Below are 17,951 nucleotides of genomic sequence, written 5' to 3' on the forward strand. Positions count from 1 at the left end.
GGCGCGGCCCGCGCTCAGGGCGAGGGGCGTTTGCGCGCCGCGTCCCGGCGGGCGATCACGTCGACCAACTCGCTGACGGTGTCCAGGCCCTCCGGCGACAGGCCCACCGCCCGCAGCGCCAGGCTGCGCACCCCCGCGTCGCGCAGCGCGCCGAGCAGGGCCAGCTCCTTGGCGATCTCGGCGCCCTGCTGCTCGTCGAAGAAGTACGCGGGCGGGACCTGGAAGAAGTGGGCCAGCGCCTCCAGGTGGCGCTTGGTCGGGTTGTCCCGGCGCCCGGTGCGCAGCTGCCACAGGTAGGTGGTGGAGAAGGACTCCCCGGTCGCCTCGCGGCAGGCCCGGGCCACCTCCTCGTTGGTGTACTGCTCGCGGTCGGGGCGGCGCACCGTGTGGAACAGGGCCTCGATCCGGGCCGCCAGCCCGCCGGCCTCCGTGCTCGCGGGGCCGTCCGCCTCCGTGCCGGTGCCAGCGTCGGTGTCGGCGCCCGCGTCCGTCTCCGTGTCCGCGTCGGCGCCCGTGCCCGTACCCGCTCCCGTGTCCGCTCCCGTGTCCGCGGTGCCGTCCCCGGCGGGCTCCGGTGGAGCGCCCTCCGGTCCCACCCGAACGCCGTCCCCCGTCGACTCCGTCATGCCCCACCTTCCTCACGCCCGGGCCCTCCGCGCCGCGACCTCGGCGGACGGACAGGGCCGGCCAGGTCACGATAGCCGAACGGCATCAGCTGGCATGGATCAGAAGATACCCGCAGTCAACGCCAGTTGACCCGCGCAGCGTCGGCTGACATCCTGGACGGGCAGACCCGCAGGCGCCGCCGACCTGAGCTGACGCACCATCACGCCAGCTTCTACCGGCGCCACTTGGCGTCTCCGCCGGACCGCCCGACCGGCCTCGGCGCCCCGGCCGGGAAGGGCCGAACCCCCGTGGGACCGCACGGCGTCGACCCCCGCTGTGTCGCACCCCCACCGTGCCGCACCGGCGCCCGGCTCGTCCTTCCGCTGCGCCTGGTCCCCGCCCGGACCGTCCGGGCCGCCCGCACGGCCCGGACGGTCCGGACGGCCCCCGCCCCGGCGGCCCCCGCCCCGTGACCGCCGCCGCCCGGTCACCCTCCGTCTGATCCCCGGCACACCCCGCAGCCGTTGACCCCCACGAGGGGCGCGCCGCCGGACGGCGCGCCACGACGGGCGGGAGGCGAACGTGCTCAGGTTCCACGGCGCTTGGCGCATCACCGTGGTCGGCCGCAACGCCGACTTCGACCAACGGGCGGTCGTCCGCGGCCCGTCCGGCACCCGGGTGCTGCCCGGCCGGCCCGGCGCCGTCCTGGAAGTGGACGGCGAGAGCTGGACCCTCACCCTGGAACACCGCCCGCGCGGCCGCGACTGGCAACCCAACCTGCGCACCACCCTGGGACCGCTCACCGAACGCGACGGCGTGCGCAGCCGGCTGCTCACCAGCAACGACCGGCACTGGCCGGGCAAACCGCCCGGCTACGTCAACTTCGTGCTGCGCCTGGACCAGTCGGCCGCCCCGGCCCCGTCCGCCCAGCCCGCCCCGTGCACCCCGGCCCCGTCCGCTCCGGCCCCGGCCCCGTCCGCCCAGGCCCGGGCTCCGCTGCCGACGGTCTAAAGTCCCAGGTGAGCACCGTCGCGCCACCCGAGGAGAGCCAGCATGCCGACCGATCCCACCGCCGCCGCCCCCGCCTCCGTCCCCGGCGCCCCGGCCCGGGCCCGGCTCGGCCTGGGCACCGCGGCGGTCGGCCGGCCCGGCTACATCACCCTCGGGCGCGCGGCCGACCTGCCCGCCGAACGCACCGTCGAGGCCCTGCGCGAGCGCACCCACACCCTTCTCGACGCCGCCTACGCCGCCGGGGTGCGCTACTTCGACACCGCCCGCTCCTACGGCCGCGCCGAGGAGTTCCTCGCCCAGTGGCTCACCGAACACCCGGAGGCCGCCGCCGAGGTGACGGTCGGCAGCAAGTGGGGCTACACCTACACGGCCGACTGGCGCACCACCGGCGTCACCGCGCACGAGGTCAAGGAGCACTCGACGGCGGTGTACGACCGGCAGATCCGCGAGACCCGCGCCCTGCTCGGCCCCCACCTGGACGTCTACCTGGTCCACTCGGTCACCACCGACAGCCCCGCCCTCACCGACCCCGCCCTGCAGCGGCGCCTGGCCGCCCTCGCCGCCGAGGGCGTGCGGGTGGGCCTGTCCACCAGCGGCCCCGCCCAGGCCGAGGCCATCCGCCGGGCCCTGGCCGTCACCGTCGACGGCCGTCCGCTGTTCAGCGCCGTCCAGGCCACCTGGAACCTGCTGGAGACCTCCGCCGCCCCCGCCCTCGCCGAGGCCCACCGGGCCGGCTGGCTGGTCGTGGTCAAGGAGGGCATGGCCAACGGCCGCCTGGCCGGGCGCAACGCCACCGGGGACGACACCGCCGCCCTGCGCGCCCTCGCCACCCGCACCGCCGCCACCCCCGACGCCCTCGCCCTGGCGGCCGCCGCCGCCCAGCCCTGGGCCGACGTCGTCCTGTCCGGCGCCGCCACCCCCGCCCAGCTCGCCTCCAACCTCGCCGCCGCCCACCTCACCCCCACCCCGGACGACCTCGCCACCCTCGCCGACATGCCCGAACCCGCCGAGGCCTACTGGCTCACCCGCTCCTCCCTGCCCTGGACCTGACGGCCGGTCGGTGGCGGGGCGGCCCCGGCCCGGTCGGCCCCGGCCCCGGCCCGGTCGGTCCGGGGGTAGTGCGGATGATCTTCACCCAGTAGGGTGAATCCCCCGGCAGCGGGCAGCTGTTCGCACACCACCCCAGTGGCTGCGCCGCCCCGCCGCCGCCGACACCGCCGCCGCCCGGAAAGGCAGTCCCAGCCCAGATGCAGCCCACGTTCGTCCTGGTCCACGGAGCGTTCGCCAACTCCTTCTCCTTCGCCCCGCTCCAGGCCGAACTCGGCCTCCTCGGGCACCGCTCGGTCGCCGTCGACCTCCCGGGACACGGCTTCGCCGCGACCTACCCGCGCGCCTACCAGGCGCCGCAGGACCTCGCCGAACTCGCCGCGACGCCCGGGGTGATCAAGGGCGTCACGCTCGCCGACAACGCCGCGCACCTGATCGGGATCCTGGAGCGGGCCAAGCGCAACGGGCCCGTCGTCCTCGTCTCGCACAGCCGCGGCGGCCTGACGGCCACCGTCGCCGCCAACCAGCGGCCCGACCTGATCGACCACCTCGTCTACGTCTCCTCCTGGTGCCCCGTCGACCTCGACGTCAGCGCCTACTACGCCGAACCCGAGATGGCCGCGGTCGACCCCGCCGCGCTCGCCTCGGCGCTGGTCGGCAACCCCGTCGAACTCGGGCTGCTGCGCTCCAACTTCCGCACCGCCGACCCGGACGCCCTCGCGGCCTTCAAGGCGGCGCTGTTCGCCGACGGGACGGACGAGGAGTTCCTGGTCCTCCTCAACACCTTCCAGCCCGACGAGAACCTCGACGCCGGCACCCCCGACGACCGGGCCCGCCCCGACACCTGGGGGCGGATCCCCCGGACGTACGTCCGGCTGACCGAGGACACCAGCATCCCGCTCGCCATGCAGGACCGGATGATCCGCGAGGCCGACGCCCTGACCCCCGGGAACCGCTACGCCGTCCGCACGCTCACCGGCAGCCACCTCAAGTGGCTGGCCGCCCCGGAACCGGCCGCCCGGGTCCTGGCCGAGGTCGCCGCGCAGCTGCCCGCCGCATCCTGACCGGAGCCGGCCGACCTGCCGACGGCCCCGGCCGGGCGGGGCGGCGCAGCGGCGGAGTGGGAAGTCGGCGGGTCCGACTTCCTGTGCGTCCACCGGGGCGGTGCGGATGTCACCGCCCCGGGAGCAGAACTCCTCGCCGTCCACGGACATCGGACCGTTCAGCGGGTACCACGGCGTCGTCGGCTCACCCGCGCAGCCGGGCGGCGTCCACGGCGGGGTGTGCGTCACCGCGGCCGGTGCCCAGGCGCGCGAGCAGGTGCAGTCCGTCCTCGGCGGGGCTGCCGGGGGCAGCGGACAGCACCAGCAGCTCGATGCCTGATTCGTCCGGTAGCGCGAAGTTCTCGTGGTGCAGTTCCAGCGGTCCGACCAGCGGGTGCCGGTAGGCCTTGCGTCCGTGGGTGCGGGCGCGCACGTCCGCGCGGGCCCACAGGCGGCGGAAGCGCTCGCTGCCCATCGCCAGCTCGCCGACGAGCGCGGCCAGGCGGGAGTCCTCGGGGTACTTGCCGGCGGCCAGGCGCAGGTGCCCGACCACGTCGAGGGTGCAGTTCTCCCAGTCCGCGTAGAGGCCGTGCTCGGCCTCCTCGAGGAAGAGGTGCCGGGCGGTGTTCAGGCCCGGAATCGGTCGGCCGTAGAGGAGTCCGGCCAGGCGGTTCCCGGCGAGCACGTCCAGGCGGTGGTTCACGATCAGCGCGGGTGCGTCGGTGACCAGGTCGAGGACGCGCAGCAGTTCCGGCCGGACCCGCCCGCCCGGCGCCTTCGCCCGCCGGCGGCGCTGCCGGGCGAGCCGGTGCAGGTGTCCGCGTTCGGTCTCGTCGAGGCCGAGGACGCGGGCGAGCGCGTCGAGGATCTGCTCGGAGGGCTGGGTCGAACGGCCCTGCTCCAGGCGCACGTAGTAGTCGACGCTGACTCCGGACAGGTGCGCGACCTCTTCGCGGCGCAGCCCTTGGACCCGGCGGCGGCTGTCGGTGGGGATGCCGACGGCGGCCGGGTCGACCCGGGAACGCCGGGTCCGCAGGAAGCCCGCAAGATCGTCCATGCCCCTCAGTATGGCCTCGGCGGAGCCCGTGGCGGGGGCCGTGAGGGTGGCCCTGCCGTTACCAGGAAGTCCCGTCCGACGGAAGCGGCGCCCCTGAACGCCGGGCGCCGCGGCGCCCAGGATCGAAGGCAACCGATCCGAAGGAGTTCCCCGTGAAGACGCTGATCGTCCATGCCCACCCGGAGCCGACGTCGCTCAACAGCTCGCTGAAGGACCTCGCGGTGACCACCCTGGAGGCCGCCGGGCACCAGGTACGGGTGAGCGACCTGTACGCGATGAACTGGAAGGCGGTCGTGGACGCCGCGGACTACGGCCCCCAGGCCTCGAGTCCGCTGAAGGTCGCCCTGGACTCCGGCCGGGCCTTCGACGCCGGGACGCTCACCGCGGACGTCCGCGCCGAGCAGGAGAAGCTGCTGTGGGCCGACACGATCATCTTCCAGTTCCCGCTGTGGTGGTACACGATGCCCGCGATCCTCAAGGGCTGGGTGGACCGGGTGTTCACGTACCACTTCGCGTACGGCGTCGGCGAACACAGCGACACCAAGTACGGCGAGCGCTTCGGCGAGGGCACCCTCGCGGGCCGAAGGGCGCTGCTGTCGGTGACCACCGGCGGCCCGCAGTCGCACTACGCCGCCCGCGGGATCAACGGCCCGATCGACGACCTGCTGTTCCCGATCCAGCACGGCATCCTCTACTACCCGGGCATCGAGGTGCTGCCGCCGTTCGTGCTGCACGGCACCGACCGGATGACCGGCGCGGACTACCAGGACGTCGCCAAGGCCTGGAAGCAGCGCCTGCTCACCCTGGAGTCGACCGAGCCGATCGCGTTCCGGCGCCAGAACTTCGGCGACTACGAGATCCCCTCGCTGCACCTGAAGGAGGGACTCGAGCCCGCCGGCCGCACCGGCTTCGGGCTGCACGTGCACGGCTGACCACCGGCAACCGGCGCTCGTGGCGGGAGCGTTGGGGGGCTATGGGAGGACGACCCGCAGGGCTGGGATCGCGCACGGGCTCCTTCACCAAACTGGCGGCGCCGCGAGCGCCATCCGCCATCCCCTGGGACAACCTGCGCATGCACCTGGTGGCGCCGCTGCGGGAGTTCTTCGAGGCCAACACCGACTGGCTCACGGTGTTCCGGTTGCCGACGTATGCGCCGGACGGACCTGAACCCTCAAGAGGGCATCTGGTCGCTGGTCAAGCGCGACGTAGGCAACCTCGCTGCCGCCGATCTCAGCCGGATCACCCGAGCAGTGAAGCGAAGACTCAAGATGATCCAGTACCGCCCGGATGTCATCGACGGCTGTCTCGCCGGCACGGGCTTCGTGTAGGACTCCTGACGCACTGCCGTCTCGTTGCAGTCGCTCGCTCGCCGGCTGTGAGGTCCCGCCGTCAGCACCGGGCCAGGCTGTCGATGAGTTCGCCAAGTTCTCCGGGTGCGTGGATGTGGGCGAGATGGCCTTGTCCCGGAAGAACCCAGGTGCAGGGCTGGTCCAGGCGCCGCCGAATGCTTTCGAATGTCGTCCCGTAGGGGCTCGAGCCGATGTTGGCCTCGCCGATGACGAGATCGGTGCGCTCCGCTCGCAGCGCGAGCTTCTCCGGAGCCGGCGACGCGTTGAGTGCGGCCAGCTCCGCATGGAGCGGCTCGCTCAAGCGCCGCAGCACCGACCAGCCCTGCCGATCCGCGCGCAGGGCTTCGACATGCTCGTTGCGAAACCCTGAGATGTCCGTGTTGACGATCTCGACGCTGCGATCCCAGTCCTGGTCATCAGCGGCAACCGCCAGCGCGGGCAGCGCGTCGCGTGCGAAAGGGCGAATCACAGGTTCGTACGCGATGACCTGCCGGACCGGATGTTCCCCTGCTGCCATCAGGGCGATCAGGCCGCCGTAGCTCCAGCCGAAGAGTGCTTCCGCGCCCTGGACCTCGTTCAGCACCGCAACCAAGTCGGCGATCTCCGTCTGGAGCGTGTAGGCGCGGGTCAGCGGACCCGACGGTACTCGTCCGCGCCGGTTGACGACAGTGACCGACGGCCAGGCGTGGATCTCACGGGCGACGTGGCGCCAGGTGTGTGCGTCGCTCATGACTCCGGGCACCATCACGAGGCCCGGCGCATCCGCATCGCCGTAGACGTCGATCGTGACCCAGCTCTCCGGAGACACGGCCACTGTTTTCTGAATCGTTTGCTCCATAATTCTATTATGGAGCGGGTGCTCTACAATGCAAGGCATGTCCACGCTGCACCCTGGCCGACCCCGCGCCTTCGACCGCGAGCAAGCCGTCCTCTCCGCAGCACGCCTCTTCTGGGAGAGCGGCTACTCGGGCACCTCGACGCGGGCCCTCACCCACGCGCTCGGGATCTCCACATCCAGCCTCTACGCCGCCTTCGGCAGCAAGGCAGGCTTGTTCGAGGAGGCGGTGAAGACCTACGCGGAGCGCTACCGCGAGATCTACCGACAGGCCGCCGGCGAACGCGACATCCGCCTGGTCGTGGACCACATCCTGACTCACTCGGTCTACGAGTTCACCCAGCCTGCCGATCATCATCCCGGATGCCTCGTCACCAGCGCCGTGTTGGCTGACAGCGCGGAGACCATCGACGTCCGCACGTACATTGCCGCTCTCCACCAGGACAACGAGCGCACACTCCTGGCCCGCGTTCAGCAGGCGGCAGAAGAGGGGCAGCTACCCCCCGACGCCTCGGTGAGCGCGCTCACCGGACTCGTCCAGGCCGTCTGGCACGGCCTGTCCGTCCAGTCCAACCTCGGCGTCCCTCGTGACGAACTCCTTGCCGCGGCGGACCTCGCGATCCGCCAGTTCGCCAGGCGCTCATAGGCGACTACCTCGCCCGAGGCAACCTGATCACCGACGAGCGCCGGCCCGACACCACGCGTTCGAAGTCAGTAGTGACAACCGTCGCGTTACACCTGACGGTTCCGCCGAGGTCGGCCCGATGTCTCAGTGACAGCTACCGCGTTCCGGCACACCCTCCTGGGGGAGTGGGAAGTCGGAGGGGCCGACTTCCTGTGCGTCCACCGGGGCGGTGCGGATGTCGCGGCCCCGGGACCAGAGTTCCTCGATGTGCTCGGCGAAGCGGTCGAAGAGGCCGTTCTCCCCGCTGCGCCGTTGGTGCATCAGGGGCGAGTCGTGGCCGACCGTGCGGGCGAACGGCGAGGACTTCCCGGTCGTGGCCGGTCTTGAGGTTCGGCTGGAGGAGGTTCGGCCGGATCACTCGTGGATCACCCCTGGAGTCGCGGTGGCCGGGGGAGTTGAACCTGGCGGAGGAGTGGAGATGGCCCCGCCGCCCCGGTGGCCGGGGCGGCGGGGCTAAAAGCGCTGGGGTCAGCGGGCGTCGAACTCGCCGGTGCGGACAGCGGTCACGAAGGACTGCCAGGCGGCGGCGGGGAAGACGAGAGCCGGGCCGTGAGGGTCCTTGGAGTCGCGGACGGGCATCACGTTCGAAAAACCGGGAGCGACCTCGACGCACTGGCCGCCGTCGGAGCTGTACGAGCTCTTGCGCCAGGTGATGGGGGAGTTGGGGTTCATGACGGTTCCCTCCTGGGGGAGTGGGAAGTCGACGGCGTCGACTTCTCGGTCGTGGCCGGTCTTGAGGTTCGACCGGAGGAGGTTCGGCAGGGTCACGGTTCATCACCCCGGCGTCTCAGGGCGGTCGGCGTGGGGCTGGTACTCGTGGCGGGAGGGGCAGGGGCGGGGGGGGGGGGGGGGGGGGGGGGGGGGGGGGGGGGGGGGGGGGGGGGGGGGGGGGGGGGGGGGGGGGGGTGGGGGGGGGGGGGGGGGGGGTGGGGGTGGGGGGGGGGGGGGGGGGGCCCCCCCCCCCCCGGGGCCCGGGGCAGCGGCGCGTGAGCAGGCAGGTCAGTTGTGGAGCGCCGGGCCTTCTGCGGGTGGTGCGCTGTACTTGGCCAGGATTTCGTCGGTCGTGGACTTGTCGAGCAGCCTGAGAGCCCACGGGCCGGTGTTCACGTCGAATTCCTTGCCGAACCCGACCCACTTGCCGGCCATGCGCCGACCGGTCGGATCGACCAGCAGCTGAACGGCACCGTGGTAGCGGGCTCCGTGGTAGTAGCCGTCCTGTGCGGTCTGTTCGACCCAGGTGCCGGTGACGATGTTCCGGTCGACGGTCAGGTCGAAGGACAGCGGGGAATCGGGGTTGGAGGAGGCGCCGGGGAGCGAGCGTCCGGTGATGCGGTCGCCCTCCTGCGTCAGGACGACGTGGTGCAGCCCGGTGAAGGTGCCGTTGCGGCTGCTGCTGAGGAACTCGTAACGGCTCAGCCAGATCCCGGAGTGGTTCATGTTGCCCGGCTCCCGTCGGTCATGTCGGGTCCTCCCGGTTTCAGGGAGTGGGGAGTTCGCCGGTGCGGACGGCGGTGACGAAGGACTGCCAGGCGGCGGCGGAGAACACGAGGGTGGGGCCGTGGGGGTCCTTGGAGTCGCGGACGGGCATCACGTTCGGGAAACCGGGAGCGACCTCGACACACTGGCCGCCGTCGGTGCTGTACGAGCTCTTGCGCCAGGTGATGGGGGAGTTGGGGTTCATGGCGGTTCCCTCCTGGGGGAGTGGGAAGTCGGCGGGTCCGACTTCCTATGCGTCCAGCGGGGCGGTGCGGATGTCGCGGCCCCGGGACCAGAGTCCCTCGATCTGCTCACGCTCGCGGGTCGTGTCGGAATCCGGATCGCCGAGCAGGAAGCGGATCCGGCACCCGCTCTCGGCCTTGCGGCGGAGGGTCTGCAGCAACTCGGGCTGCTCCAGCCAGACGAAGTAGTTGGTGTACCCGGCGAGGAAGACCTCGGACCGCGCCTCGGCGATCAGCTGCGCCCAGACCGATCGCGGGCAGGCCGACCGGTACGGGTACGCGGCGAGGACTTCCCGGTCGTGGCCGGTCTTGAGGTTCGACTGGAGGAGGTTCGGCCGGATCACTCGTGGATCACCCCTGGAGTCGCGGTGGCCGGGGGAGTTGAACCTGGCGGAGGAGTGGAGATGGCCCCGCCGCCCCGGGGGCCGGGGCGGCGGGGCTAGAAGCGCTGGGGTCAGCGGGCGTCGAACTCGCCGGTGCGGACTGCGGTGATGAAGGACTGCCAGGCGGTGGCGGGGAAGACGAGGGCCGGGCCGTGGGGGTCCTTGGAGTCGCGGACCGGGACGACGCTCTGGTGGCCGTCCGCGACCTCGACACACTGGCCGCCCTGCCCACTGTGCGAGCTCTTACGCCAGCGAGCGCCGGAAAGGTCAAAGTGCACTTTCAAATTCCCTTCGTACTGCGCGGATCAGCTCCAGCGACGCGGCCAGCGGCAGCGCCTCAGCTTGCAGCCGATCGTACTCCCTGGCCCAGCCAGCGAGGGTGTCCGCATCACGCTCTAGAAAGCCGCGCTGGTGGCTCTCCGAATAGCCGAGCAGCGAGCGGTTCGGCAATGTAAGGAGTGTCACCGGATGCGCGAACGGCCGGTGCTCGCCGAGGCTGATCGGAGCCACCTGGATGGTCATGTGCGGCCGACTGGCCAGCTCCTCCAGATGGGCCAACTGCCGGGCCATTACAGCTGGACCACCGATCGGCCGACGTACAGACCACTCGTCGAGGACAGCGTGGACGAAGGGTGGGGAAGGCTGGCTGAGACGTTCCTGACGAGTAAGCAGAAACCGCATGCGCTCGTCGGCTTGTTGCCGAGTGACGGTACCCCGACTGACAGGCGCCTGCTCGTAAGCCGCCGCATAGTCCGGGGTTTGGAGAAGCCCTGCGATGACGCCGATCTCGAAGAGCCGGATCGTCGTTGCCTCGGCCTCCCGCTCGGCGTACTCGGGGAATCCCTCTATCAAGATGCTGTGTTCGAGCTGGTCGAGCATCAGGGCGAGCGTGCCACCGGTGTTGAAGACCTTGTCCACGAGCTCCACGAAGCGTCGGCTGGGCCGACGGATGCCGCGTTCGATGCTGGAGATGTAGGCATCGGAGTAGGAGATGGCCGCTCCGAGCTCGGCCTGAGACATCCCGACCGCATCGCGGTAGCGACGGAGCCTGATGCCGAGAGGGGCAAAGGGAGATGACGTGGGGTCAAGTTCCTTGCGGTTCATGATCGTTCCCAACTGAACCAAGCTGAACTGGCGACTTCAGATCCTTCCCTAGGAGGGGGCCGTTCCGCAACCCTTTCCCCTACGGAACGTGAAACATCGACTGCGGAAGGTCATTCCCATGGCCCAAGACCAATCCCCCCGCCTTCACGGCTACGGTGTCCGCTGGGACACCGACGCCCGGTGCTACCGGGTGCGCAACGAGTGCACCGGGGCGTGGCTGTGCAAGCCCAACGGTGAGCGCAGCGGCTTCTCCTCCTTCACCGAGGCCTTCTCGGCCTGGCGCCTGTTCGAGGTGCACAAGCGGCCGGGGGAGCAGTGACCCTCTCCCGTATCACGGCCGAGCAGCGCCGGCAGGCCGCCGCCGTCCTGGACGACCTCACCACCGTCCTCGCCCTGGGCCGGGTCAACCTGCCGACCCTGGAGGTGGACTGGGACACCGGCCGCTCCACGTGCGAGTACCTGCTGCACCTCACCGCCCGCCCCCTCGACCTCCTGCGGATTGTCGACCTGCTCCGCAAGGGGCTGCGCTACGAGCGCCTCACGTATGACGACTGAACTCCTCGCCCGCCTGCTGTGGTGGGCCTGCTTCGCCCTCCTGTTGTTCTGCGCTCTCAGGAAGTGAACTCCCCGTGCACGACCCCCGCCTGCTCGCCAAGCCCCCCATCTGCCGGCTCGGCTGCCTCGTTCTCGTCCGCAACCAGCGCGGCGACGTCCTGCTCGTCGACCCGGACTACCTGGACGGCATGATCCTGCCCGGCGGCGCCGGCAAGGTGAACGAGCCCCCGCACCGCGCCGCCGCCCGCCACCTGCAGGCCCAGACCGGCATCATCCTCAGGCTCACCCACGCCGTGGCGTTGGACTACACCCCCTCCGACCGCTACCTGGAGCGCTTCAACGTCGTCTTCGACGGCGGCACCCTGCGCGACGAGCACCCGATCACCGTCCCCCCGCAGAAGCACAGCCGCCTGCTCGGCGCCCGCTTCGTCCCCGTCCACGAACTCCAGAACCACATGGCCCCCTCCCAGGCCGCCCGCACCGCCGAGGCCCTCACCGGCCACGCCCTCCCGCTCCTCCTCCACGGCCAGCGCCCCGACTGACCGTCACCGGCCGGCCTCTGTCAGCGTCCGCCCCTACGGTTCACCGCATGACCTGGCCTTTCGATGTCGCCCCGCCCGCCTCGGTGCCGACCGGCCGTCCCGTCGTCGGGGACGAGGGGGCGGGTACACAGCCGCTGCTGTGGATCACTGACGGGCCCGCGGATGCGAAGGCGGAGGGTGCGCTCCCGTGGGAGTGCACCCTCCGCCTTCGCGCGACGATCATCCAGACGTCGGGGCCTGATGAACTGCCTCAGGGGTTCCGACAGCCAGAACCAGATCTGCCCCGTTCTTCCACAAACGGAGCGAGTCACCGGCCTTCTTCCGTGCCTCAGCGGATTTTCCGGCCCCTTCCAGCCTGACCGCCATGGCCTTCTCACCACAGCCGAGGGCCGTGAATTTGAAGGGGCTCAGCTGAGCGGACGCCTGGGTGTATGTTCCGGCAAGAACATTCCCGGGGAAATCCACGTGTGTGTCCGCGAAGGAACTGGCAGTGGGACGCGGCGCTCCGACGGAATCGGGAGCGGTGGCGGTCGGATCGGTCAGCCCGTCCGGCAGGACTGCCACCTGGCAGGTGCCGTTCCTGACGGCGAGGACGACGCTGGTGCCCGAGACATCGGCGATGCCGAGGATCTTGGCGGTGCCCTTGGCGGGCGGAGCGTCGATACTGCGCTGGACGACGGCATCCGCCGGTGCGGCGGCCGTCGCCTCCAGGAACCAGGGACCGCTTTCCTGCTGAGGCGCCGGCGCTGTCCCGTCGTCGGTACACGCAGCCGCGAGGACGGCTGTAGCGACGAGACTCGCCGCCCCCAGGAACCGACTGGATCGCCGCATGTACTCAACTCTCCTAGTTCGTCCAGCTGTTGTAGCAGAACCCTACTGGCTTCTTCACTTCCCCGTCGCCGATGTAGGCGCCGACCTGGGTGTCGTAGATGCTGTACGTGTAGTAGTCGAAGAGCTGGTACGCCTGCAGGTTGCCGAACTTCCCGGCCGGAACCGTGTAGGAGCCGGACTCGGTGTTCGTGATGGTGTCGGTCACGTTGAAGCCGACGCCGGCAGAGATCTTCCACACGTCGATCGACGCGCTCGCCGTCCACTGGGTCGCCGTCGAACGGGTCTGGGTCAGCGTCAAGGTCATGGGGCCGGGACCGCTGTTCGCGTCGATCACGTCGGTGCCACAGAGCTGCCCGTGGTAGGCCACATCGCGGACCTCCCCGAAGACGTCGGCCGGCCGCTCCGGCGACTGCCGGGTCGGTGCGGCGTGCGCGGGCACCTTGACCTGGGGGAGGGTCGCCGCCGGAGCCTTGCGGTCGATGACCCAGTGGCTCGGGTCGGCGACACTCGGGAGCTGGGTGGCCACCGTCGTCACCGCCCTACCACCACGTCCTGCGCTCCTCGCCGCCGTCCTGACAAGTGAGGCCCCCGACGCCGACGAGTTCATGGACCGGTCGATGGGCCCCGACCTGTGACGCTCGCTCTCGCCGTGATCCCCCGTCGGCCCTGACGCCCGGCCCCGGGGCGGTCAGCCGTGCGGGGTGGTGGGGCCCAGGGTGATGACCGGGCCGAGCGGGCGGCAGCCGGCGTAGGTGATGGCCTGTCCGGGCGGACAGGGGGTGTCGGTGCGCACTGGGGCCGGGGCCTGGGGCACCGGCCGGGGCGGGACGGTGTGCTCGGGGGCGGGCGGCTGCTCGGCCACGGGCTGCTTCTTCGCCGGAGCCGGGGCGGCCGGGGCCGGGGCGGCCGGGGCCTGGGTGGTGCGGGGGCGGGCCGGGGCCGGCTTGGTGGCGGCGGGCTCGGGCGTGGCCTCGGCCCCGTCCTCGGCCTGGTCGGCTGCGGGGACGACCGTGGGCGTTCCGGTCTCCACCGGTGCCGGGGGCGTCGTCGGCGCCTCGGCCGGGGCCGAGGGGGAGGCCGACGGCGTGGCGGACGGCGAGGCCGCGGGGGAGGGGCTCGACGTGGCCGCCGCGTCCTGCGCCGCCGGGGCGGTGGTGCCGTGCGAGCCGGTGAGCAGCAGGGCCCCGCCGAGGCCGGCCGCGCCGAGGACGCACGCCCCCGCCGCGACGGCGAGGGCCTGCCGGCGCCGCTTCGTCGTCCTGCCGTCGCCGTCTTCCTGCGGCATCCGTCCCACCCCGTTCGCATGATCATGTGTTCGAGCTGGGCGGATGCTATCCGAACCGTCAGGGTGTACGCACCGCAACCCCGTCACGCCGGGGGCAGGCCGAGGGTGGGGAGGTGGCTGGCCATCAGGAGGGTGACGAGTTCGCGGCGGGTGCGGGTGCCGGTCTTGTCGAGGATGGCGCCCACGTGCTGTTGGACGGTGGGGACGGTCAGGTGTAGCAGGGCGGCGATGTCCTTGGTGCTGGTGCCGCGCACCGCGTGGAGGGCGACCTGCTGTTCGCGCGGGGACAGGCCGTGGGCGAGGACGGCCAGCGGCAGGTGCTGGACGGGGGAGACGGGGGTGGCGATGACGGCGACGCCGTCGGAGGGGCCGTCGAGGGCGGTGGCGTGCAGGGCGAGCCACTGGCCGTCCGGGGTGCACACCCGGACCTCGGCCGGGCGGCCGGTGCGGGCGGCCTGGCGGGCCACGGTGAGGAAGCCGCTGGGCACGCCCGGGACGAGGCCGCCGGGTTCGGCCAGCCGGGAGATGAGGTCGCGGGCCGCCGCGTCGGCGGAGCGCAGCCGCCCGTGGGCGTCCAGGACGGCGACGGCCGGGGTGGGGGCGGGCGGTGCGGTGCGGGCGGGGCGCAGCGAGGCGCGGTGGGCGGCGCGCAGGGCGGCGCCGACCGGGGTGGCGATGCGGGCGGCCAGACGCAGCTCGGGCAGGTCGTAGGGGTCGCGGCCGTTCTCGCGCATGAACGCCGCGCTGCCCCAGCGGCCGCCGCCGAGGTCGAAGTTGATCCGCAGTTCGTCGCCGTAGCCGCAGGGCTGGAGCAACTCCCGGTAGCGGACGCTGCGTTCGGGGTGGCCGTCGGTGGCGCGGCCGACGCTCTGCACCCGCTGCCCGGCGGCGCGGATGGCCTCGAAGGTGGTGGCGTCCTCGCCCTGGAGCTCCAGGCGGACGGCCTGTTCGAAGCCGGCGGGGTCGAGGCCGGAGGCGACGGTGGAGGTGGGGAACCCGGTGACCGGGTCGGTGCCGTGCCAGCACCCGCCGTCGAAACCGAGCGGGCCCCGGAGCAGGGCGTGCAGCTCCCGGAACAGCTCGGCCGTGGGCAGCCGGGAGGCCGCCAGTTCGCCGATGGTGCCCAGCACTTCCCGCTCGATGTCGCGTCGTTTGGCCACGGACCGAAGGCTAGGGAAACGGGCCCCCGTTGCCGGTGGACGTACGAACGAATGGCCGGGAGCAGGCCGAGGGTGACCGAAAAATTCGGGGGCGGGTGCCAGTGCTCGGCACCCGCCCCCGCCCCCGATCACCCGTGACGCGCCGCCGAGGCGGTCAGCTCCACGGGTTGGCCGGTTGGTCGTCGATCGCGGTCCAGAACCTGGTCTGGGTCGGCAGGGTGCCGTTGGCCCACAGCCCCCAGCCCGACGCGTCGTGGAACTCCGCCATCCGGAAGCCCGCCCCGAACGAGGCCGCGCACAGCTGGTCGGCGGTGGCCCGGCTGCTCAGCTGGGTGCCGGGCACCGGCGCGGTGGCCTTCACCTCGCCGCCGGCCCAGCTGTGGAAGCCGCTGGTGGGCACGCCCGCCGGGGCGGGGCGGCCGTCCTTGCGCAGGCACAGCACCGGCAGCCGGCTGCCGGCCGGGGTGTCGCCCTGGTACGGGTCGCTGGCCGTGTCGTAGCCGACGTGCACCACGTTGTCGGCGCGCTGCTCCAGGGTCGCCCAGGTCATGCCCTTGTGGGCGCCGACCGGGCCGAACAGGGCCTCGTAGCTGCTGCGGTAGATGTTCCACTGCTGGTAGGCGCCGTCGTTGCAGCCGAACATGTAGAGCTTCCAGCCGCCGAAGTTCTTCTCGGTGTTGTCCAGGCACAGCGAGCTGGACACGTTCTGGATCCGCACCCCCACCATGTCGTACTTCGCGCTCTGGCCGGGCGCCGTGTAGGGGGTGATCCGCCACATCTGGCTGGTCTGGTTCGCGTAGCACTGGTAGCCGCCGGGGCGGCTGTCGGAGGCGGTCAGGCAGGAGCGCCTGTCGGCCTCGTTGTTGATCGTGTAGATGCCGCTCCAGCCCGGGACCGGGGTGAACACCCACGTGCCCGGGTTGTTCGAGGGCGCGCAGGGGTGCATGTCCTGGGTGTCCCACACCGCGCCGTCGGGACAGCGTTCGGAGGCCTGGTTGAACAGGACCGTCGCGGGGGTGTCGGCCGAGGCGGCACCGGGGGCCAGCGCCAGGCCGCCCAGGGCGAGCGCGGCCGAGAGGACGATGCGTCGGATGAGCGAGCGCAAGGGATCTCCAGATCGAGGGGGTACGGGGGCAGAGGCGGTACGGGGCAGAGGCGGTACGGCCGGCCGACCGGCACCCAGGCTGTCAGGAACCCGTCACCCACCGGTATCCGAGCTTTCTCGGACCCCCCGTGCACCCCCGCGCGCACCCCCCGCCCCGACCTCGCCCGGCTACGTCATCCCTACTGATGCGTGACGGATTCGGCGGGCCCCTGCCGAGCCCTACCGTCGGAGACGTCAGCACGACGAACCCCCCTCCGACACCGCCACGGGAGCAGCACATGACCGCCTACGCCCTCGCCCAGGTCCACTCCGTCCAGAGCTGCCCCGACATCGAGGAGTACCTGGAGCGGATCGACGCCACCCTCGACGAGTTCGGCGGGCACTTCGTCGTCCACGGCGGCAAGTTCGAGACACTGGAGGGCAGTTGGGGCCAGCTCGGGCTGATCCTGATCGAGTTCCCCGACTACGGGAGCGCCCGCGCCTGGTACGACTCGCCCGCCTACCGGGAGATCCTGCCGCTGCGCACCCGCCACATGGTCGCCGACGCGATCATCGCCGAGGGCGTGCCGGCCGGCTACCGGGGCGCGGACAAGCTCAACGGGCACTGACTCAACGGCCACTGACTCAACGGGCACTGACTCAACGGGCACTGACTCAAGGGGTCATTGAGCCCCCGGGCCCGCCTACGAGCGCTCGCGCCACCAGGCGACGGTCGCGGCGACCTGCTCGTCCAGCGGGGTCGCGCGGACGGTGAAGGCGGCCTCGTACGCGGAGGAGTCGATGACGAAGGGGCGGTCGAACTGGTAGCGGGTCTCGCGCAGTTCGCGCAGCAGCGGGGAGAACAGGCCGGCCGCGCCGAGCAGGACGGGGGAGAGGCGGCGCACCGGGACGGGGCCGGTGCCGGCCTCGGCGGCCAGGCGCTCGACCATGGCGCGCACCGGCAGGGCGGGGGCGGTGGGGACGTGCCAGGGGCGGCCCCAGGCGCTCTCCTCGGCGGCGACCTCGACCATGGCGCGGGCCACGTCCGGCAGGTAGGTCCAGCTGTGCGGGGCGTCCGGGTCGCCGAGGACGGCGACCGGGCGGCCCTTGAGCAGGGCGGGCACGGCGCGGGAGGCGAGGTGGCCGCCGTCGGTGACGCCGGGGCCGAAGAAGTCGCAGGCCCGCACCTCGACCGCGCGGATCCGCCCGGCCTCGTGCAGGGCCCGGGCCTGCTCCCAGGCCGCGGCGCGCACCCGGCCCTTGGGGCCGGTGGCGGCGAGCGGGAGGTCCTCGGTCATCGGACGGTCCACCGGGCCGTAGCCGTACAGGTTGCCGAGCATCACCAGCACGGCCCCGCTGTCCTCGGCGGCCGCGCACAGCGCGGAGGCGAGCGCGGGCCACCGCCCGGCCCACTGCGGCAGCGGCGGCGCGGCGCAGCCGTGGATCGCGACGGCCCCGCGCGCGGCCTCGGCCAGCCGGGCCGGGTCGCTCGCGTCCAGGGCGAGGTGCTCGACGCCGTCGGCGGGAGCGGCGGGGCGCCCGGTACGGGTGACGACCCGGACCTCGTGGCCCTGTTCGGCCAGCAGGCGGGTGGTGGCGGCCCCGGCGGGCCCGTGTCCGACGACGAGATGAAAGCTCACCCGCCCACCCTAGAGC

Annotated in this window: 23 protein-coding genes and 3 pseudogenes; 10 read left to right on the forward strand and 16 right to left on the reverse strand. The window is 72.3% G+C overall.

All coding sequences use genetic code 11. The features are described 5' to 3' along the window. Positions 1-14: 14 nt before the first annotated feature. Positions 15-626: an XRE family transcriptional regulator gene (locus ACZ4W5_RS14925; protein ID WP_465654752.1), complete on the reverse strand. Its 612-nt coding sequence runs from the start codon at positions 624-626 to the stop codon at positions 15-17. A 562-nt stretch (positions 627-1,188) separates the two neighbouring features. Between ACZ4W5_RS14925 and ACZ4W5_RS14930 the strand changes: the two genes are divergently transcribed. The 3 genes from ACZ4W5_RS14930 to ACZ4W5_RS14940 all read left to right on the forward strand — a co-directional run bounded on the left by ACZ4W5_RS14930 (position 1,189) and on the right by ACZ4W5_RS14940 (position 3,728). Further along, positions 1,189-1,617, forward strand: coding sequence for a hypothetical protein (locus tag ACZ4W5_RS14930; RefSeq protein WP_465654754.1), 429 nt, complete (start codon positions 1,189-1,191; stop codon positions 1,615-1,617). 42 nt (positions 1,618-1,659) lie between these two features. Further along, positions 1,660-2,667 carry an aldo/keto reductase gene (locus ACZ4W5_RS14935; protein ID WP_465654756.1) on the forward strand — a complete coding sequence of 336 codons (1,008 nt, stop codon included), beginning with the start codon at positions 1,660-1,662 and terminating at the stop codon, positions 2,665-2,667. 197 nt (positions 2,668-2,864) lie between these two features. After that, entirely contained in the window at positions 2,865-3,728 is an 864-nt protein-coding gene (locus ACZ4W5_RS14940) for an alpha/beta fold hydrolase (protein WP_465654757.1), read from the forward strand. 184 nt (positions 3,729-3,912) lie between these two features. Here ACZ4W5_RS14940 and ACZ4W5_RS14945 read toward each other — a convergent pair whose 3' ends face one another. Beyond that, positions 3,913-4,764, reverse strand: coding sequence for a helix-turn-helix transcriptional regulator (locus ACZ4W5_RS14945; RefSeq protein ID WP_465654759.1), 852 nt, complete (start codon positions 4,762-4,764; stop codon positions 3,913-3,915). A gap of 152 nt (positions 4,765-4,916) precedes the next feature. Between ACZ4W5_RS14945 and ACZ4W5_RS14950 the strand changes: the two genes are divergently transcribed. After that, the gene (locus tag ACZ4W5_RS14950) at positions 4,917-5,696 is read left to right on the forward strand and encodes an NAD(P)H-dependent oxidoreductase (protein ID WP_465654761.1); all 780 of its coding nucleotides are present in this window, start codon (positions 4,917-4,919) and stop codon (positions 5,694-5,696) included. Between the two features lie 119 nt (positions 5,697-5,815). Further along, positions 5,816-6,092, forward strand: a pseudogene (locus ACZ4W5_RS14955) (transposase); the annotation flags it as partial. A gap of 61 nt (positions 6,093-6,153) precedes the next feature. Here the strand turns inward: ACZ4W5_RS14955 and ACZ4W5_RS14960 are convergent. Beyond that, positions 6,154-6,951, reverse strand: coding sequence for an alpha/beta fold hydrolase (locus ACZ4W5_RS14960; protein WP_465654763.1), 798 nt, complete (start codon positions 6,949-6,951; stop codon positions 6,154-6,156). 37 nt (positions 6,952-6,988) lie between these two features. Between ACZ4W5_RS14960 and ACZ4W5_RS14965 the strand changes: the two genes are divergently transcribed. Beyond that, positions 6,989-7,594, forward strand: a complete 606-nt coding sequence (locus ACZ4W5_RS14965; RefSeq protein WP_465654765.1) for a TetR/AcrR family transcriptional regulator — start codon at positions 6,989-6,991, stop codon at positions 7,592-7,594. 222 nt (positions 7,595-7,816) lie between these two features. Here ACZ4W5_RS14965 and ACZ4W5_RS14970 read toward each other — a convergent pair. The 7 genes and pseudogenes from ACZ4W5_RS14970 to ACZ4W5_RS15000 form a co-directional block, all read right to left on the reverse strand. Then, positions 7,817-7,924, reverse strand: a pseudogene (locus ACZ4W5_RS14970) (XRE family transcriptional regulator); the annotation flags it as partial. Between the two features lie 177 nt (positions 7,925-8,101). Then, on the reverse strand, positions 8,102-8,401 hold the full coding sequence (locus ACZ4W5_RS14975; RefSeq protein WP_465654767.1) for a DUF397 domain-containing protein: 300 nt from the start codon (positions 8,399-8,401) through the stop codon (positions 8,102-8,104). Positions 8,402-8,632: 231 nt separating this feature from the next. Next, positions 8,633-9,061, reverse strand: a pseudogene (locus ACZ4W5_RS14980) (DNA-binding protein); the annotation flags it as partial. 49 nt (positions 9,062-9,110) lie between these two features. Next, positions 9,111-9,314 carry a DUF397 domain-containing protein gene (locus ACZ4W5_RS14985; RefSeq protein ID WP_465654768.1) on the reverse strand — a complete coding sequence of 68 codons (204 nt, stop codon included), beginning with the start codon at positions 9,312-9,314 and terminating at the stop codon, positions 9,111-9,113. A gap of 45 nt (positions 9,315-9,359) precedes the next feature. Continuing rightward, complete coding sequence (locus ACZ4W5_RS14990; RefSeq protein WP_465654769.1) at positions 9,360-9,695, reverse strand: phospholipase D-like domain-containing protein; 336 nt, start codon at positions 9,693-9,695, stop codon at positions 9,360-9,362. A gap of 110 nt (positions 9,696-9,805) precedes the next feature. Continuing rightward, positions 9,806-10,018 carry a DUF397 domain-containing protein gene (locus ACZ4W5_RS14995; protein WP_465654771.1) on the reverse strand — a complete coding sequence of 71 codons (213 nt, stop codon included), beginning with the start codon at positions 10,016-10,018 and terminating at the stop codon, positions 9,806-9,808. Then, the gene (locus tag ACZ4W5_RS15000; RefSeq protein ID WP_465654772.1) at positions 10,002-10,838 is read right to left on the reverse strand and encodes a helix-turn-helix domain-containing protein; all 837 of its coding nucleotides are present in this window, start codon (positions 10,836-10,838) and stop codon (positions 10,002-10,004) included. Before ACZ4W5_RS15000 ends, ACZ4W5_RS14995 begins: the two co-directional genes overlap by 17 nt. A gap of 118 nt (positions 10,839-10,956) precedes the next feature. Between ACZ4W5_RS15000 and ACZ4W5_RS15005 the strand changes: the two genes are divergently transcribed. The 3 genes from ACZ4W5_RS15005 to ACZ4W5_RS15015 all read left to right on the forward strand — a co-directional run bounded on the left by ACZ4W5_RS15005 (position 10,957) and on the right by ACZ4W5_RS15015 (position 11,935). After that, positions 10,957-11,157: a hypothetical protein gene (locus ACZ4W5_RS15005; protein ID WP_465654774.1), complete on the forward strand. Its 201-nt coding sequence runs from the start codon at positions 10,957-10,959 to the stop codon at positions 11,155-11,157. Then, entirely contained in the window at positions 11,154-11,393 is a 240-nt protein-coding gene (locus tag ACZ4W5_RS15010; protein WP_360232106.1) for a hypothetical protein, read from the forward strand. The genes ACZ4W5_RS15005 and ACZ4W5_RS15010 overlap by 4 nt, the downstream gene beginning before the upstream one ends. 74 nt (positions 11,394-11,467) lie before the next feature. Next, positions 11,468-11,935 (forward strand): NUDIX domain-containing protein, encoded by a 468-nt coding sequence (locus ACZ4W5_RS15015; RefSeq protein ID WP_465654776.1) that lies wholly within the window; start codon positions 11,468-11,470, stop codon positions 11,933-11,935. A 219-nt stretch (positions 11,936-12,154) separates the two neighbouring features. Here ACZ4W5_RS15015 and ACZ4W5_RS15020 read toward each other — a convergent pair whose 3' ends face one another. The 5 genes from ACZ4W5_RS15020 to ACZ4W5_RS15040 all read right to left on the reverse strand — a co-directional run bounded on the left by ACZ4W5_RS15020 (position 12,155) and on the right by ACZ4W5_RS15040 (position 16,316). Next, complete coding sequence (locus tag ACZ4W5_RS15020; protein WP_360232101.1) at positions 12,155-12,766, reverse strand: hypothetical protein; 612 nt, start codon at positions 12,764-12,766, stop codon at positions 12,155-12,157. A gap of 13 nt (positions 12,767-12,779) precedes the next feature. Beyond that, positions 12,780-13,292: a hypothetical protein gene (locus ACZ4W5_RS15025; RefSeq protein ID WP_360232098.1), complete on the reverse strand. Its 513-nt coding sequence runs from the start codon at positions 13,290-13,292 to the stop codon at positions 12,780-12,782. A gap of 162 nt (positions 13,293-13,454) precedes the next feature. Further along, positions 13,455-14,051: a hypothetical protein gene (locus ACZ4W5_RS15030; protein WP_465654778.1), complete on the reverse strand. Its 597-nt coding sequence runs from the start codon at positions 14,049-14,051 to the stop codon at positions 13,455-13,457. A gap of 83 nt (positions 14,052-14,134) precedes the next feature. Then, the gene (locus tag ACZ4W5_RS15035) at positions 14,135-15,211 is read right to left on the reverse strand and encodes a helix-turn-helix transcriptional regulator (RefSeq protein WP_465654779.1); all 1,077 of its coding nucleotides are present in this window, start codon (positions 15,209-15,211) and stop codon (positions 14,135-14,137) included. A 154-nt stretch (positions 15,212-15,365) separates the two neighbouring features. Further along, a complete protein-coding gene (locus ACZ4W5_RS15040; RefSeq protein ID WP_465654781.1) occupies positions 15,366-16,316 on the reverse strand; it encodes a hypothetical protein in 951 nt (316 codons plus the stop codon). 278 nt (positions 16,317-16,594) lie between these two features. Here ACZ4W5_RS15040 and ACZ4W5_RS15045 point away from each other — a divergent pair, with 278 nt between their 5' ends. After that, complete coding sequence (locus ACZ4W5_RS15045; protein ID WP_465654783.1) at positions 16,595-16,924, forward strand: DUF1330 domain-containing protein; 330 nt, start codon at positions 16,595-16,597, stop codon at positions 16,922-16,924. A 75-nt stretch (positions 16,925-16,999) separates the two neighbouring features. Here the strand turns inward: ACZ4W5_RS15045 and ACZ4W5_RS15050 are convergent, their stop codons facing one another. After that, entirely contained in the window at positions 17,000-17,935 is a 936-nt protein-coding gene (locus ACZ4W5_RS15050; protein WP_465654785.1) for an NAD-dependent epimerase/dehydratase family protein, read from the reverse strand. Between the last annotated feature and the right edge of the window lie 16 nt (positions 17,936-17,951).

The organism is Kitasatospora sp. NPDC029367, assembly GCF_055569135.1.